16 protein-coding genes are annotated in these 16,988 nt (G+C 37.3%); 13 read left to right on the plus strand and 3 right to left on the minus strand.

The genetic code is table 11. The features are described 5' to 3' along the window. The first annotated feature begins 31 nt into the window (after positions 1-31). The 11 genes from Q0039_RS09125 (at position 32) to Q0039_RS09175 (ending at position 12,926) form a co-directional block, all read left to right on the plus strand. The gene (locus tag Q0039_RS09125; protein ID WP_297511894.1) at positions 32-1,597 is read left to right on the plus strand and encodes a glycosyltransferase family 2 protein; all 1,566 of its coding nucleotides are present in this window, start codon (positions 32-34) and stop codon (positions 1,595-1,597) included. Next, positions 1,598-3,202, plus strand: coding sequence for a hypothetical protein (locus Q0039_RS09130; protein ID WP_297511896.1), 1,605 nt, complete (start codon positions 1,598-1,600; stop codon positions 3,200-3,202). It abuts the gene before it with no gap. Then, complete coding sequence (locus Q0039_RS09135) at positions 3,199-4,284, plus strand: GNAT family N-acetyltransferase (RefSeq protein WP_297511898.1); 1,086 nt, start codon at positions 3,199-3,201, stop codon at positions 4,282-4,284. Before Q0039_RS09130 ends, Q0039_RS09135 begins: the two co-directional genes overlap by 4 nt. Before the next feature lie 62 nt (positions 4,285-4,346). Then, complete coding sequence (locus tag Q0039_RS09140; RefSeq protein WP_297511900.1) at positions 4,347-5,156, plus strand: class I SAM-dependent methyltransferase; 810 nt, start codon at positions 4,347-4,349, stop codon at positions 5,154-5,156. Continuing rightward, positions 5,157-5,897 (plus strand): class I SAM-dependent methyltransferase, encoded by a 741-nt coding sequence (locus Q0039_RS09145; RefSeq protein ID WP_297511903.1) that lies wholly within the window; start codon positions 5,157-5,159, stop codon positions 5,895-5,897. A gap of 47 nt (positions 5,898-5,944) precedes the next feature. Next, entirely contained in the window at positions 5,945-6,964 is a 1,020-nt protein-coding gene (locus Q0039_RS09150) for a glycosyltransferase family 2 protein (RefSeq protein ID WP_297511905.1), read from the plus strand. Beyond that, positions 6,961-8,079 carry a glycosyltransferase family 4 protein gene (locus Q0039_RS09155; protein ID WP_297511907.1) on the plus strand — a complete coding sequence of 373 codons (1,119 nt, stop codon included), beginning with the start codon at positions 6,961-6,963 and terminating at the stop codon, positions 8,077-8,079. Before Q0039_RS09150 ends, Q0039_RS09155 begins: the two co-directional genes overlap by 4 nt. Beyond that, the gene (locus Q0039_RS09160) at positions 8,076-9,152 is read left to right on the plus strand and encodes a glycosyltransferase (protein WP_297511909.1); all 1,077 of its coding nucleotides are present in this window, start codon (positions 8,076-8,078) and stop codon (positions 9,150-9,152) included. Before Q0039_RS09155 ends, Q0039_RS09160 begins: the two co-directional genes overlap by 4 nt. Beyond that, positions 9,152-10,504: an O-antigen ligase family protein gene (locus Q0039_RS09165; RefSeq protein WP_297511911.1), complete on the plus strand. Its 1,353-nt coding sequence runs from the start codon at positions 9,152-9,154 to the stop codon at positions 10,502-10,504. The genes Q0039_RS09160 and Q0039_RS09165 overlap by 1 nt, the downstream gene beginning before the upstream one ends. Continuing rightward, positions 10,473-11,486: a glycosyltransferase family 4 protein gene (locus Q0039_RS09170; protein ID WP_297511912.1), complete on the plus strand. Its 1,014-nt coding sequence runs from the start codon at positions 10,473-10,475 to the stop codon at positions 11,484-11,486. The genes Q0039_RS09165 and Q0039_RS09170 overlap by 32 nt, the downstream gene beginning before the upstream one ends. Positions 11,487-11,531: 45 nt before the next feature. Then, positions 11,532-12,926 (plus strand): exopolysaccharide biosynthesis polyprenyl glycosylphosphotransferase, encoded by a 1,395-nt coding sequence (locus Q0039_RS09175; protein ID WP_297511913.1) that lies wholly within the window; start codon positions 11,532-11,534, stop codon positions 12,924-12,926. Here Q0039_RS09175 and Q0039_RS09180 read toward each other — a convergent pair. Further along, positions 12,906-14,018, minus strand: a complete 1,113-nt coding sequence (locus Q0039_RS09180; RefSeq protein WP_297511915.1) for a DUF4105 domain-containing protein — start codon at positions 14,016-14,018, stop codon at positions 12,906-12,908. The two genes, Q0039_RS09175 and Q0039_RS09180, sit on opposite strands and share 21 nt — an antisense overlap. 1 nt (position 14,019) lies before the next feature. Further along, a complete protein-coding gene (locus Q0039_RS09185; protein WP_297511981.1) occupies positions 14,020-15,003 on the minus strand; it encodes a PorV/PorQ family protein in 984 nt (327 codons plus the stop codon). Between the two features lie 210 nt (positions 15,004-15,213). On the opposite strand from Q0039_RS09185, the gene Q0039_RS09190 reads away from it, so the two are divergent. Both Q0039_RS09190 and Q0039_RS09195 read left to right on the plus strand, forming a co-directional pair. After that, positions 15,214-15,924, plus strand: a complete 711-nt coding sequence (locus tag Q0039_RS09190; RefSeq protein WP_297511917.1) for a CDP-alcohol phosphatidyltransferase family protein — start codon at positions 15,214-15,216, stop codon at positions 15,922-15,924. 10 nt (positions 15,925-15,934) lie between these two features. Continuing rightward, positions 15,935-16,759 (plus strand): GH25 family lysozyme, encoded by an 825-nt coding sequence (locus Q0039_RS09195; RefSeq protein WP_297511919.1) that lies wholly within the window; start codon positions 15,935-15,937, stop codon positions 16,757-16,759. Here Q0039_RS09195 and Q0039_RS09200 read toward each other — a convergent pair. Beyond that, on the minus strand, positions 16,756-16,977 hold the full coding sequence (locus Q0039_RS09200; RefSeq protein ID WP_297511921.1) for a DUF5808 domain-containing protein: 222 nt from the start codon (positions 16,975-16,977) through the stop codon (positions 16,756-16,758). The genes Q0039_RS09195 and Q0039_RS09200 overlap by 4 nt on opposite strands. Positions 16,978-16,988 lie beyond the last annotated feature (11 nt).

The following is a 16,988-nucleotide window of genomic DNA, read 5'->3' on the forward strand; positions in this document are numbered from 1 at the left end:
AAAAATTATCTTTGCTACTATTCCTTTAGAAATGAAAGAAAATAAATCATCCGAGATTAAATTTAAAGAACATTGCACTCCTTCGGGTGAAGTGATACTCTACAGGGGTACACCTAACTTAGAAAGATTAAACCATTTGGCCGAAGGGTATGGCGATATTTGGCATTCTTCTTTTGAACAGGGATATAAAAATGCATTCCAGGACATAGTTTATCAAACCGTTGTATTTTTTTGGTATATCAATGATTTTGATGGACTCGATGCGTGTGTCAGTTGGCGTATTAATCCCAATTGTTTTGCTATTCGTAAATCTGTTTGGGAGGCATTAGGAGGCTTTGATTCCGATTATTCCAATTTACAATTGGCTGCCTTGGATTTTGGGTTTAATGCCCTTCGTAATCAAGGAGCTATCCCTATGTATGTGAAAGGTTTGTATACTGAAACGGCTAAGGATGCCCTATTAATTTCGCGCCAGGAACGGTATGATTTTTACATCAAAAATTTCAAAATTGATCATGCGGTATTTATGGCGTACCGAAAAGGTTGGTGGAATCCGTTGGAATGGACTGCATTGTTGAAAGCCCAATCTAAATTCAAATTGCGTAAAAATTTGCCTTCAATTCCACCGCGTGATCTCAAACCTATTCAAGGGAAACCTACCGTAAGTTATATTATCCCAACCATGTTACGTCAGGATTATACACTTACATTATTGGATGATTTGAAAAAGCAATCCTACCTGCCATCGCAAGTGGTGGTCGTTGATGCCACTCCATCCGAATCGCGTGATGAATCATTGTATAACCCCAGCGCTTACCCTTTTGAAGTAGTTTTTAAATGGCAAACAACCCAAGGAAGTTGTCGCGCACGTAACGAAGCTATTGCTTTGTGTACCGGTGAATTTATCGTTTTTGGCGATGATGATATTCGGATTCCTTCTGATTTTATTGAAAATCATATTCGACTATTACAAACCTATCAAGCCGGTGCGGCCAATGGTTTGGACATTCGTGCGGATCATCAACAACAAAATTTAACAGATCTTGTTCAAAAATTGAACAACTACGAGGGCAACCGATGGATGGTTGGTTTATCAAGTAATTTTAGTAATGCCAATTCGTGTGTGCGTCGTGAATATGTGATGCAACTAGAAGGCAATGACATCAATTATGATGGAGGCTATGGTGAAGATAGTGACTTCGGGATTTCATTAACTAAAATTGGTGTTCCGGTTTTATTCAATCCTTTTTCAACCAATTTGCACTTAAAACCACCTCAAGGAGGTTACCGATTTTGGGGAAAACAAGCCAAAATCATGGGAAAAAAACGCAAAAAACAACCCTGGGAATTGGATGTTCCTGTGAAATGGATTCGACCTGTGCCAAGTCCGACCATCATGTACCAAATCCTAAAGCAATTTAATTCGGAACAATTTACGGAATACAAGTATAAATATTTTTCCATGTATTTGTTTAAAAAGGGGAGTAAATGGGAAATTCCATTGAAATTACTTAAGTTGCCCTACCGTATTTTACAATTCAAGAAATCAGTTTTTTACGCAAAAAAATTAAATGCATTAGGAAAACGGACGCAATAAATGATTAGTTCAGCATACATTCAACACCAATTAGAGCAATTGCCGGTTACCATAAATTGTATTGGCGCTCATAAATGTGTGCTAACTTCAGCTACGATTCCGCATCGTTTTACTTTGGTGCTTACATTTGACCAACCATTGATGCGTTTTCGAAATCACAATTACCAATGGATTTCTAGTAAAAAAGAGGGAAGTATACCAGAATTTGCCAATAAAATCCTCCAACTCGAAGACGGAACATTTGTACAAAGTTCAACAAACCAAGGAGTTTGGGAGTGGTTCAATGCTACGCCAAATAAATTGTATTGGCATTTTCATCCCGAAGATGCCGAGGCATTAACGGTATATACCGATTCAAAAAATTTTAAATCCCGAGAGGGAGCAAAGTCGGTTCCTTTAGCTAGTTTGCCCGCTTTGTTGTTTTCCAAAACGGGAGCATTAGAATTGAGTCGTACCCCATTACCATTTGTGGGAGTCGTTTGTTTTACGGATCATTGCGACTATGATACGGCTGAAAATTTGAAAATGCAACGTGAGTTTTTCAAATCCAAAGGGATTAAGGTTACCAAAGGTTTTTTTCTTCATCATTTTTCCAAACGAAAAGATAATGCTTCGTGGCAATACCAATCAGATGAATTGTTGAATTGGGCTAATGATGGGCATGAGTTGGCTTATCATTCGTTGTCGCAATCCATAAAAAACGACTCGGAAAGCAAAAATGACTTTCTCAATTTTAAGGCTCCATTGCCTACTATTTCGGTTTGGATTGATCATGGGTTTCAGCCCTACAATTGGTCGATGTATCGAAATTCATTATATGCAACATCCGAATTTCAAAACGTGATGGAGCACAATTCGATATCTCTTTTTTGGAATTATAATGATAGCGGTAGAGTTTCTAATGGGGTTATAAATCAGCTGGATTGTCAGCAGTTTACCTTTGCTGCATTTCAACAATCTATTCGACCGTTGTCATTTAAAAAGCGCTGGGAAAATAGACTTAAAAATGTAGTTTTTTATGCCGATAATTCCAAACGCCGAATCCGCTTTTATATTGACGCATTGGCTGCATTGCGTCAATTTAAGCAAAGTAAAAAGCCACAACACTTGGTTCGGTTTATTTTCTGTTTTACTCCGATTATTTTCAAACTACTTCAATTTTATTTTGGAGGTAAACAACGGGTTAACCAACCGTATCCGTTAGCTCGATTTGCCCCCGTTTTTTTTAAGCATCAATTAGGTAATCATACGTATACGGTTTTCCAATCTCTTGAACTTGTGGATTTTGCCCAAGGCTTAAGTAAAGATAACTTAGCTAAACTCCAGGATGATGCGGGTATACTCATAGCCCACACCTATTTTTCTGTAGCCATGAAGCATCATGACGGTCGTTTTTTGGAAAATGAAACCACTGTTGCGCCAATTCCAGCTCAAAATTTCAACCATTTAGCAATACTGATTCAGGCGCAAAAACTATGGAACCCTACGATAAGTGAGTTGGCAGCGGCCTGGGAAAAGTTTTCTGCGGTTACATTGGATAGCGATACGCAGGGCACTATTTTTGTAACTAACGGCTTTGATATGCCCGTGCGCGTAATCTCATGATAGTCTACCAATTTTCAAATTCGTCTGCTGATTTAGCCGCTTGGGATACCTTTTTGCAATCCCATCCCCGAGGGTTGTACAATCAATATTCCGATTGGGTTCAATCGTATGCATCGTATGGATTTCGAACGGGTTTTGTTTTTTTGAAAGATGGTGATATATTGGTGGGTGGTGCCGGATATGTAGTTGCTCAATTTTCTTTTTTTAAATTTATGGTCGTCCCATGCGGTCCCGTTTTACTGCCAGGTTACGAAATGGAAATTGACCCGTGCATTCAAAAATTGCATCAAAAAGCAAAAGAAACTGGATGTTGTTATTTTCAAATCAGTTTGCCTTTATGCAAGGAACATAATGCGCAAGATATCTTTTCGTTGCACTCATTACCACCTTCTAGTTTTTTTTATCAAGGTAAAGAAGGGACCCGATTTAAATTTATTATTCCGTTGTATGGAATGCGTCCGATAGCATTAGAAGAACCTACTTTTGCGGGTATTCGTAAAGGTTATTCAAAAAACCATTTGCGCAATGTAGTGAAAGGTGAAAAATTCGGATTACAATTTCGATGGATTTCCCATGAGGAGCAGCAATTGTTGGCTGCAGCCTATGCATGTTTTGAGCAAAATGCAAAAGATAAGGGCTATCCCATTCGTAGTTTTGACGCCATTGGCGATACTTTGACTACTTATTTAGCAAAAGGATTGGCTCGTATTGGGGTATGCTTTTTGGGAAAAACTTTAGTTGGTGCGCTCTATGTTATGGAATGCGGCGGTCGGTATATTTATATCAATGGAGGTGTGTTTAAAGAACACCAAGATAAAGGAGTGTCCCATTTTATGCACGATTGGGTAATTCGGGAGGCCCATCAAAAAGGGCATTTGCATTATGATATTTCCGTTGGCGGTAGTGCAGGGGTTATTCGATTTAAAGAAGGATTTGGCAGCCGATTAATTGCCTTTGAATCGCCGCGCTATTGGGTTTTAAACCGACCAGTTTTTGCTTTGTATCGTCTTTTTGAAAAAAGTATAAAAAAGCATAAGCGATTGGTAGCACAGTTCCTTTATTTGTTAAAAAAGAAAAAATAATTCCTTTTTAAGTATTGTTGAATTGGGTTATATTTGTTATTTGATAACCTAATTAAGTCGGAATGAAAACCAAAGAACAAATTCTGGAAACCAACGTCAAGCAAAAGGAATTCTATAATCATAAGAAGAAAAATTTTGCCACCCGAATTTGGTCTTCAATTCGAGAAAAAACCTTAAAAAAAATCCGTAAAAATATTGGGATATTAGATGAATCCTATGCATTGCATAAACAATGGTTTGGTGATTTGTCGCAAAAGAAAGTACTTGATTTAGGTTGTTATGCAGGAAATAGCTTATCCATGCATTTAGCGCGTAATGCAAAACAATATATTGGCGTTGATTTGAGTGATGTTGCTATCGAAAAATTAAATCAACGTTTGGTTGAAATTCCTACTGCTCAAGCTTTGGCAGTTGATTTTCTTTCGGATGAATTTGAAGAAAAAGATTTTGATATTATCTACGCCTACGGTGTGTTGCACCATTTCCCAAATGTTGATGTTTTGATTGCCAAACTTCAAGAAAAACTAGCGCCCGAAGGTGTGGTTATCAGTTATGACCCGTTGGAAACCAGTTTGCCCATAAAATTGATCCGAATGCTCTACCGTCCCTTTCAATCGGATGCTGCATGGGAATGGCCATTTACGCGTAAAACATTTTACAAATACGATAAAGCATTTCAAATAGAGGAGCGTCGTGGATTATTAGGGAAATCAAAATGGTTTTTTCTACTTGGATTTTTACCTATGTCTGAGGAGAAACGCTTGGAAATTGGCAAACGTTGGCACCGAAATGACTGGGAGTTGTCGGCTACTTCAACTTCGCGTTTGTTTTCTTGTATGCATGTAACCATGTTGATGCGTAAACGAAACTAAATGAAAATCGATAATAAATCTTTTTGGGAGAAAAGCACCATTATTGCAACTCAGGAAGTCTTGCAACAAGCTTCTGATTTTGAGTTGTATCTCTTTGACGAAGCCAAAAAACGCACTCCTTCTACTATACAAAATATAAAGATATTTGGTTGTGGAACCGGTCGTGAGATTCATCCAGCGGCAACTTTTTTTAATCCTCAGTATATTTTGGCTTCGGATATTTCAGAAAATATGATTCTAAAATGTCAGGAGAATTTAGAAAAATGGGGGATTGCTGCTATTACCGAAACCGTTGTTGCTGATGCAGTTGTTCTTAATCAACCTCGAGAATCGTTTCAGTTAGTAACCCTTTTAAACAGTATGCTCACCTATGTTCCTCAGCACGAATCGCGTCTACAAATTATGCGAAATGCTCATGAACTTTTGGTGCCTGGAGGTCAGTTTATAGGAGTGGTTCATCATCAAATTGGAAGCCCAATGAAAACAGTATATTTTCGTTTACGTTCGTTATTTCGTCCATTTTTAGGGGTAAAGGTTGGTAATCGTATGACCGGATTTAATGGGTTTCAAGTTCCAGGATATTATTATGCAGTTGCAGATTTAAAAAAGGATCTTTTAGTCTCGGGATTTAAAGAGGTGGTTATTCTATCATTGGAAGAATTTTATCACCAAAAAGGACAGCCCTACAATCGAAAAACAGGATACAATAACTTAATTTTTATAGCAACTAAACCCGAGTAAATCGAAATGGTTTGGAACAAATTTTGAATTACTAAGTCAAACGCCGTATGGCAATAGCACGACCAAATTTTACGTTAATTATATGCACCTATATGCGCCCGGTGCCGCTAGTTACTTTACTCGATTCTGTAGTAAAGCAAACCTGGTATCCGGATGAAATAATTATCGTTGATGGTTCTTTAAATACGGCAACTGAAGCGGCTTTAGAATCTAAGCACTATAAAAATTTACAGTATTACCGTGTCGATGCATCCAATCGAGGATTAACCAAACAGCGGAATTATGGTATTCAAAAGGTTAGTGCTGAAGCAACGATTGTTTGTTTTCTTGATGATGATACGGTGGTAGAACCCGATTATTTTGAGCAATTGGTTGCAACCTATTCGGTTTTTCCCGATGCTTTGGGTGTAGGTGGTTTTATTGTCAATGTGGGGCCGTGGACAAAAGTTAGTCCCGGATACGTCCCTAAAGAGAATGAATATTATTTTGATGGTTGGAAGCGCAATGATAGTAGTCGATTTGTCATTCGGAAGAAACTAGGACTCATGACTACAAATTCGCCCTGTTTTATGCCCCCCGAGTCCCATGGCCGAAGTGTTGCTTTTTTACCGCCTTCGGGCAAGATTTATGCCGTTGAGCAATTTATGGGTGGTGTATCTTCTTTTCGCAAATCGGTTTTAGATACCCATAAATTTTCTACTTTTTTTGAGGGATATGGTCTTTATGAAGATGCCGAGTATACGCTGCGACTGTCTAATTTAGGTCCGTTATATTTAAATACCAATGCGCGGTTGTACCATTATCATGATACTTCGGGACGTCCAAATTTTTTCAAGTATGGTAAAATGGTTATTCGAAATGGTTGGTTTGTTTGGCGAACAAAATATCCGCATCCTACTTTCAAGGCCCGATTGAAATGGAATACAATTGCTTTTTTATTAACAGCAATACGCGGGATAAATATAATTACAGCAACCGATAAGAAAAGCGCATTTTGGGAAACTTTAGGTCGTATAGCGGGCTGGTGGAGTTTAGTTTATAACCAACCTAAAATGCCAAAATCATGACTTTTTGTATCGTTTCTCATGTAAACCACACAGCTAAAGATGGTCGGTATTATGGATATGGGCCGTATATCAAAGAGATGAATATATGGCTGAAATATACCGATAGTGTTATTGTGGTTGCTCCCTTGAACGAACAAAAATTAGATGCAATACAATTAGCCTATGATCACCCCAACATCACTTTTATTTCGGTTCCTCATTTTTCATTTACCTCATTCAGAAATAGTTGGAAAGCACTAATTGTCATCCCGTTTATTTTTATTAAAATTCTTCAAGCTTATCGAAAAGCAGATCATTTGCATTTGCGTTGTCCGGGTAATATGGGGTTGTTGGGTGCCTTGGCTCAATTATTTTTTCCAAAAAAAGTTAAAACCGCTAAATATGCTGGAAATTGGGATCCGAATGCCAAACAACCGCTTACGTATAAATGGCAAAAGGCACTCTTGGCTAATTCTTTTTTAACCAAGCGTATGCAGGTATTGGTCTATGGTGATTGGCCCAATCAAAGCAAGAATATTAAATCATTTTTTACCGCCAGTTATCCTGAAAGCGAACCATGGCCTGCGCATAACAAAACCCTTTCAAACCCGATGCAACTGATTTTTGTAGGAAGTTTAGTGCAGGGAAAAAATCCTCTATATGCTGTAAAAATTTTGGAATTCATTTCTGCCTTGGGGTATAATGCAAAATTGAATATCTACGGTGAAGGAATTTTACGAGGAGAATTAGCCGATTATATTATACAAAACGACTTAGACCAGCAGGTTTATTTACAGGGTAATGTTGATGCAGCTTCGCTAAAGGCGGTATATGAACAATCCCATTTTTTACTGCTACCCTCTCAAAGTGAAGGTTGGCCCAAAGTTGTAGCCGAGGCAATGTTCTGGGGTTGCATACCTGCGGCGACAGCTGTATCTTGCGTTTCAAATATGTTGGATCACGAAAACCGGGGAATTATACTTTCCATGGATCTCAATCGCGATGCTGAGAAAATTGTGGCAATCTGGAATAATTCATCACATTATCAACAAATTCGCACACATGGCATTGAATGGTCACGGAGATATACCACCACGGCATTTGAAGATGCCATAAAAAAATTAATGCAAGTATGATGCGTGTAGCCCAAATTATTGATTCATTGGATATAGGTGGTGCCGAAAAAATGGCAGTCAATTATGCTAACGCATTGTATGATACGTTATCGTTTTCAGCGCTTGTGACAACGCGTAAGGAAGGTCCGTTAAAAGCGCATTTGCATCCGAATGTTTCCTATTTTTATATGCAGCGTTCTTCCAAATTGGATTTGCGAGCAATTATGCGTTTGCGTTCCTTTTGTAAAAAACATAAAATCAATTATTTGCAAGCGCACAGCAGTTCGTTTTTTACCGCTTTTTTATTAAAGTTGACCCTGCCTTCAATTCAAATAATTTGGCACGACCATAATGGAATGAGTGAATTTATCGGTTCTCAAAAAACACGTGTAATTTGGTTGTGTTCTCATTTTTTTAGGGGTATTGTTGTAGTGAATTTTAAATTGAAAGATTGGGCTGAGCGCACATTGAGTTGCAAAAATGTTCGGTATTTACCCAACTTCACAACGCTTGATTTTTCAGATTTGGGTGCGCTAGAATTAAAAGGTACTTCGGGTAAGCGTATTGTTTGCTTGGCTAATTTACGGTTTCAAAAAAATCATTTTCTACTTTTGGAAGTGGCCGAAAAAATGCAAATTTCCCATGCCGATTGGACGTTTCATTTGATTGGGAAAGATTTTGAAGATGCCTATTCAGATCAAGTGAAAGCAGCAATAAAGGATAAACAATTAGAGCACTCGGTTTTTTTATATGGTTCCCAACAACATGTTGCACCTATTTTAAAACAAGCTACAATTGCTGTTCTCACTTCGCAATCAGAAGGTTTGCCGGTGGCCTTGTTGGAATATGGATTAATGCAGTTACCTTTGGTGAGTACAGCAATTGGTGAAATTCCGTTAATTATTCAATCGGGTGAAAATGGGTTTTTAGTGCCTAATTATGATGCGACTACTTTTTATCAACGGTTGGTCGAATTGGTGGATAATCCCGAACTTCGCAAACAATTTGGGAACCAATTACAAAAAACAATAGAAACCAAACATTCAGAACAAGCCATAGTGAATCAGTTTTTAAATTGGATTAAATCAATTTGATGGAAAACAAAGTAAAAAATTATCTTTTTCTCATCCTTTTCCATGTGCTTCTGGGAGTGGTTATTTATATGGTACCCTTGCTTTCAAAAGCCTATGGGATTTTAATTTTTTTGGTTAGTCTTTACTTTATTATAAAAACCCGTAATAGAAATAATGAAGTGCTTTATGCAGCTGCTTATGTGGTAGGGAGTGAGGTTTTTTTGCGAATGACCGATGGAAATCCTAACCACGAATTTTCTAAGTATTCGGTGATTATATTTATGATAATGGGTATGATTTATAGTGGATTTTCAAAAAATGCTGTCCCGTATTGGATATTTTTGATCTTACTAATTCCAGGAATTGTAATTGCCACGCAATCATTGGGTTATGCTGTTGCCAACGTTCGTAAAACGATTTTGTTTAATATTTCTGGCCCGCTAACATTGGGAATTGCTTCCTTGTATTGTTATTATAGGCGCCTTACCATATTTGAACTTAATAATATTTTACTCCTTATGGGATTACCTATTATTTCGTGTTCTATATATTTAATTCTCTATACACCCGATTTAAAGGAAATTTTGACAACTACTGTTTCCAATAGTGAAACTTCTGGAGGGTTCGGTCCAAATCAGGTTTCAACAGCGCTTGGATTAGGGATGTTTATTTTCTTTACGCGCGTATTTGTGGCTTCAAAAAACAAATTGTTTTTTTTCTTAAATATTCTATTGGCCATTACGATTAGTTATCGGGGTTTAATTACATTTTCACGAGGTGGAATGGTAACGGGAGCTTTGATGATTGCGTTGTTTATGATGGTGGCGTATATGCGCTCCAATAAAATTGTTCGCACACAGTTAATTCAATTGGTAGCCGTTTTGTTGGTCGCTTTTTCATTAATTTGGGTATATGCCGAGACGGAAACCAGCGGATTGATTGGTAAACGATATGCCAACAAGGATGCATTAGGTCGTGAAAAGGAAAGTAAATTTACCGGTCGTGAAGCGTTGGCAGCGGGTGAGGTTGAAATGTTTTTAGAAAATCCTTTTTTTGGAGTAGGAGCTGGAAAAGGGACAGAAATACGAACGGAACAAATGGGCTATTTGGTTGCTTCTCACGATGAATTAACCCGCATGTTGGCCGAACATGGAATGCTAGGGATTTTGGCATTACTAATTTTATTGTTTACTCCAATTATATTGTATTTAGATAACAAGCAACATTTGTATCTTTTTTGTTTTATAGCGTTTTGGTTTTTAACCATAAACCATGCAGCAATGCGAACGGCTGCTCCTTCGTTTGTCTATGCATTGGCACTACTAAAAATTCGATTTACCGATGAAGAAGAGGTTGTTATACGTAGGAAATAAACTTTCTAAGCACGGTAATACGGCTACTTCGGTAGAAACCTTGGGCGCTTTTTTAGAGCAAGAGGGTTATACCGTTTATTATGCCTCATCAATAAAGAACAAAGTTTTTCGGTTACTTCACATGATTTTTGCAACGCTTTATTATAGCAAAAAAGTAGACTATGTAATGATCGATACCTACAGTACTCAAAATTTTTGGTTCGCCTATATCGTTTCTCAATTATGCCGTTGGACAAAGGTGCCTTATATTTCAAAATTACACGGTGGAGATCTCCCTCGACGCCTTAAGAAAAGTACAAAACGCTGCAATCAATTGTTCAAAAATGCTCGTATTATTACGGCTCCGTCGGATTATTTGTATGAATCATTTTTACCCTATTATCCCGAAAATTTATTGTTAATTCCCAATTCAATCGATTTAGAAAAGTATCCATTTCAACTGCGAAGTGTAAGCGGTCCTCGGTTGTTGTGGGTGCGTTCTTTTTCAAAAATTTATAATCCCAAAATGGCTATTGATGTATATGCGCTTTTAAAGAAAGATTTTCCAAACGCCGAATTATGCATGATTGGTCCAGATAAAGAAAATTCTATTGAGAAGTATATAAAGTACAGCCAAGATTTAGGACTTGATGTTACATTTACCGGTAAGTTATCAAAAGAAGAATGGATTGCGCGCGCCGCAGATTTTGATGTTTTTATCAATACAACCCATTTTGATAACACGCCTGTAAGTGTAATTGAAGCTATGGCATTAGGGTTGCCCGTAGTTTCTACCAATGTAGGCGGTATTCCCTTTTTAATTGAAAATCGAAAACAGGGTTTGTTAGTTGAAGATTCGGATACTCTAGGGATGGTCAATGCCATTCGTCAGTTGCTTAATGATCCCCATTTAGTTCTTACTATCCAAAAAAATGCGCGCGCCAAAGTTGCCCATTATGATTGGCAAGTAATCAAAAATTTTTGGGTTGCGCTTTTAAGTTAAGGACTGTTAAAAAAATTGTTAAATTGCATCGGAATTAACCATGTGATGAATAGCAACAAAAAAATACACTTCGAAGTATCTGAACGTAAAATTCTTTTACGCATTTTTGATGTGTTCCTTGTGCTTTTATCCCTCTATTGTGTGAGTTCGCTCCTGGATTTTAATTATTTTACTTTTTCAGAGAATAATTGGTATTGGATTATTGTTCTGGGTGTGTATATCAATGTATTTGGGACTGTTTTTGAAATGTATAATTTACAAGTCGCAAGTAGTCAGCATCAAATTATACGAAGTATTGTACTAACGACCTCTGTTACCGTTTTGTTTTATTTACTTACCCCTATTTATACACCGGTATTGCCCTCGAGTCGGATTCAAATTATCATTTTCTTTATTACAATTTTTGCAACATTAGTACTTTGGCGGCTGCTGTATGTTAAATTTTTAGCCTCTCATCGATTTGTTAAAAAAGCAATTTTAGTTTGTGATCAAGACCAATTGGACGAACTCATTTCTGGAATTGAAAATGTTGATCCCCATTATAAATTTATTGCTTTTGTGAACTCAGATGCTGCCCAAATTGCAAACCCAACAAATATTACTATTGAACCTATTCATACTGATGATTTGGAGAAATTTGTTCGTAAAAACTCCATTTCTGAATTGGTTATTGCCTCACAAAAAACAGATGGAATTACGGTCAATTTATACAATCAACTGATACATATGCTCGAAAACGGTATTACGATTCGTGAATATACCCAAGTATATGAAGACAGCACCAAACGAATTCCCGTTCAATACGTTTCGCGCGATTTTTACCGGTATTTTCCCTTTAGTCGCAGTAATCAAAATCATTTGTATTTGTTGTATTCGCGTATTTTTGATCTACTTTTTTCCATTTTTGGATTACTTTTAGGGCTCTTATTTTTACCAATAATACTTATCGGAAATGCCATTGGTAATCGTGGTCCCTTGTTTTATAGCCAAGAGCGTGTTGGGAAAAATGGTGAAACCTTTCGTATTTACAAGTTTCGAACCATGGTTAAGAATGCTGAAATGAATGGGGCAGTGTTTACTAGTTTAAATGATACACGAATAACGCTCTTTGGAAAATTCATGCGTAAAACCCGATTGGATGAATTTCCTCAATTTATCAATATTTTAAAAGGGGATATGGGCATAATCGGTCCACGTCCAGAGCGCCCTGTTTTTGTTCAGCAAATCGCTGAAAATATGCCTTTTTATGAAACGCGGCATGTGGTTAAGCCTGGACTTACCGGTTGGGCTCAAGTTAATTATACTTATGGCGATTCTATTGATGATAGTTTGGTTAAATTACAATACGACTTGTATTATATAAAACACCGAAGTATTTTCTTGGATATCAATATTTTACTTAAAACTGCAAGTACCGTTTTATTTTACAGAGGGCAATAAATGTGCGCGTTCTTGACGAAGTAAATGGCGCAGCATAAATAAATGCGCACCTAGAAACGGCAATAGAAGTAACAAATGGGGTTTGTTAAATAATAGAATACCATAAACAAGTAATGCGACTAGACTTGTAATGATTAGTAAGCTTCGAACGCGTCCTTTTTTAAGAAAAGGCAAAATCAAAAATAAGGGATTGAATAATAATACATTATAATTCCATAATACTTCTTGATGTTGGGAATACAATCCAACACAACATAAAAATGCACCCAAAGTTCCTATTGTCAATCCATATACCATATATACATATCTATTTCGCGAAAATGCAATGGCAACAAGAAAGAGCACTACAAACCAAGGGCTATTAACAAAAGAATAATCGTTTGGAATCGGTTGGCCCGTTACCCATGTTTTTTCTTGTACTACAAGAGGTTTTCCTTGCCATTGGGTTTGCTTTAAGCTGTGTGATAATTCAACCGGTAAAAACATCTTTTCAGCCGCTTGATCGGTTTTTGCTCCAAATAGTATGTTGATTCCCAGTTTGAAATAAAAATGATTGTCAAAATAAGGATACAACAGTTGACGGTACGAAATTGAGGTATCATCTACTTTTTTAAGGAGGGGCTTTCCTAAAATTGTATTGATTTTTTCATAAACCATTGTGGTGCAATTTCGGTCGATGAATTTGTAGGTATAATAGCGCTCATCAGAATATAAAGAGCCGTTTAAAGCTTCAAATAATTCCTGAACTTTGGCTTGTGGAAGTGCTAACGTTTGTTCAATTACCGTTCGCTCGGTCATTTGATACTCCATTAAAAAATCTTGAAATGAACAAGCCGCAACAAAATACTGTAAATCACCCTTTACAAACTTTAGATAAAAATTAGGCGTTTGAAAGTCAAACATCCCATAATTATAAACAATATCTAATTGATTGATAGAATCGTGAACCCGAATTGCAGTATGTCCAAACGTGGTGTATAATTCATCCCCGCGATCACAAGTTAAAATACTTACTTTTGCATTTTTTGAAAGGGGTGTCATTTGCGACCAACATAGAATAGGGAAGAGCAGAAAGAATAGCTTTTTTGCCATATTATCGGAATACACTAAAATCAACTTTTATCGAAAAAATATTGGAATACAATGCCGCACTTTGATCGCCTAAATCGGTTAAAGCATAGTCCACCTCTATCCCTTTGTATTTAAAGCCAATACCAATATTGGGCTGAAATCCTAATCGTGTACCGCCGTCAATTTGGGTAATTCTTTGGAAATTTCCAAAACCAGCACGTACGAAGACTAAATCGGTATAATTATATTCAGCACCCAAAGCAGGATCTATACTTATAAAGTCGGTAGCTAGAAAATCATTGGTTTTGGCAAATTGCATGTTTAGATTACCCGAGAAACGTAAATAGGTTTCATTATGCAAATCAAATTCGCGCGATACCCCAAATTGAGCTTTTGGGGCTGTAATTTCTGTGCTTTCGGGTAAATCTTGATTTTGTCCGGGTATCGCTCCTTTTATCGAATTGTATTCTTCTTCATTTATCGCCCAAACGTTGTAAGTGGTTGTGATATCGCGAACCATTAGACCTAACTTCCAATTGTCGCGATCCCATTGAATACCAGCATCAAAGCCGAAACCCCAAGAATTGGCAAACTTTCCAATAATACGGCGTATAACTTTCGCGTTGACCCCATATTGAAATCCTGGAATTTTTAGTTTTCGGCCGTAGGACAAGGTTAAGGCGTAATCTGCAGTTGAAAATTTTTGTATGCGGTTGTAGTCAATATTCCCTTCGCTGTCAATTAATTGAGTCGTATTTAGGATATCGTCAACACCAAAACGCATCAATGAAATTCCCCAAGCACTTTCGGTATCAATCGGTTGGGCATAAGCCGCAAAATCATATTGGGCAATATTTGCAAAATAGTTGGCATGCATAAAAGAGGCTTGTCCGTCTTCCAAATGGACCAATCCAGCAGGATTCCAGTAAACAGCATTGACATCATTGGTATGTGCTACCATTGCATTGGCCATGCCAAATGCGGCTGCATCAACTCCAATATTCATAAATTCATTGGAATATTTACGCACCGATTGGGCCGATAGTTGTCCTATCGTTAAACCTATACAAAAGAGGACTACTTTTTTCAAAGTCAATTTTTTTTCAAAAATAGCAATTTAGAAAGGATTTCAAGCATTTAGCTTTTGAAAAACTCTGTTTTAAACGTGTTTATTCATTCACTTATTGTGCTAACTTTGTGATTTAAATTTTTATTCATGTCGGTAAAAAAACACATTCCCAATTTGCTTACACTTTTAAACCTTTTTTGTGGTTGTGTTGCAATCGTTTTTGTCGCGAATTTCAATTTTGAGTATGCCTTTTATTGGGTATGTCTCGGTATTTTTTTCGATTTTTTCGACGGTTTTTTTGCAAGAAAATTTGGAGTTGCTGGCCCCTTAGGAGTCCAATTGGATTCGCTTGCCGATATGGTTACTTGTGGTGTTGTTCCGGGATATGCAATGGTACTTTTGTTAAGCGGACAGCAATTTGCCATGCCTGTAGTGAATTATTTGCCTTATTTGGGTTTTTTGATAACGCTGGGCGCCTGCTATCGGTTGGCCAATTTTAATATTGACACCCGCCAAAGCGATTCGTTTATTGGGCTGCCGACACCTGCAAATGCTTTGTTTATTATGAGTTTACCCTTGGTTGCTAAAGACGCATTTTGGGGTCAATTTTTAGTGCAACCATCAGTGTTATTAGGTATAACCGTTTTGAGTACCTATGTAATGAATGCTGAAATTCCTTTATTTTCATTAAAAATCAAAAACTTTAGTGTGTCCAAATACAAGTTGCAACTTGGATTTACATTGTATGCAATTGTGTTACTTGTTTTCTTAAAAGTGGTTGCAGTGCCGCTAATAATCGTATCTTATGTTTTACTTTCAGTGGTGCATACTATTTGGTCAAAAAAAGCGTTCGATTGATTAACGAACTATGGCAACATCAACTCGAAAAAAAACAACCCCAAAAAGCAAATCTTCTTTCAAATTCTCTTGGGGGAAAGTATTGTTAGTCGGTATTTTGCTCCTTGGACTACTCGTCACTGTGGTGCGTTACAAAAATGCTATACTGTACTATTTTAGCTTCAAATCCAAGCATTCGAGTCAGCGTCAAAAAGTAGAGAAAGCGCGTATCAACCAAATTTTCAAAGACCATCCCCATCACTCGGCGGGTATTGATATTTCAGAATACCAAGGAACTATAGATTGGGATGCAGTTGATTCGCTAGAAGGGCGCTCAATTCGATTTGTTTTTGTTCGCGCTACCTGTGGAAAAAACCGAAAAGATCGAAAGTTTACTGCCAATTGGAATGGTGCTAAAAAATTTGTTCGTGGGGCCTATCATTACTACCGACCCGATGAAAATTCAATGGAACAAGCGCAAAAATTTTGCAAAACAGTTCGATTAGAACCGGGCGATTTACCTCCGGTATTGGATATTGAAAAATTACCCAAAAATCAATCCCTTTCGCGCTTAAAAGTTGGATTGAAAAAATGGTTGGATGCCGTAGAAGCGCACTACGGTGTTAAGCCGATTATTTATACTTGTGAAAATTACTATGCCTCGTTTTTGAAAGATGAGTTTTCAGACTATTCTTTTTGGATCGCCAATTATAATTTTTATGTTGCCGAAATAGAAGATAATTGGCTATTTTGGCAGTTTTCAGAAAGGGCTATTGTTGAGGGTATTCCAGAGAAAGTCGATGTGAATCTCTATAACGGGACGCCAAAAATGTTGGGCTATTTAACGCAACGTTAGTGGATAAACCACACCGGGAGTAACGCAACGATTAGTAGTACTATAAAGGCTATCACCGATTTTGGATTGGCGAAATTTATAGTCCAACCCATCCATTCTATGGGTTTCGGAGGGAAAATTCGCGGATCTTCTGGATTGTAGTAAACCATACCCCATAATTTCCAGTTTGAAGGATCTTCCTTCCAGCGTTTAGGGGTTTCAGGATCTATTTTTTTCATTTTATTTTTGG

The organism is Flavobacterium sp., assembly GCF_027484945.1.
Taxonomy (GTDB): Bacteria; Bacteroidota; Bacteroidia; order Flavobacteriales; family Flavobacteriaceae; genus Flavobacterium.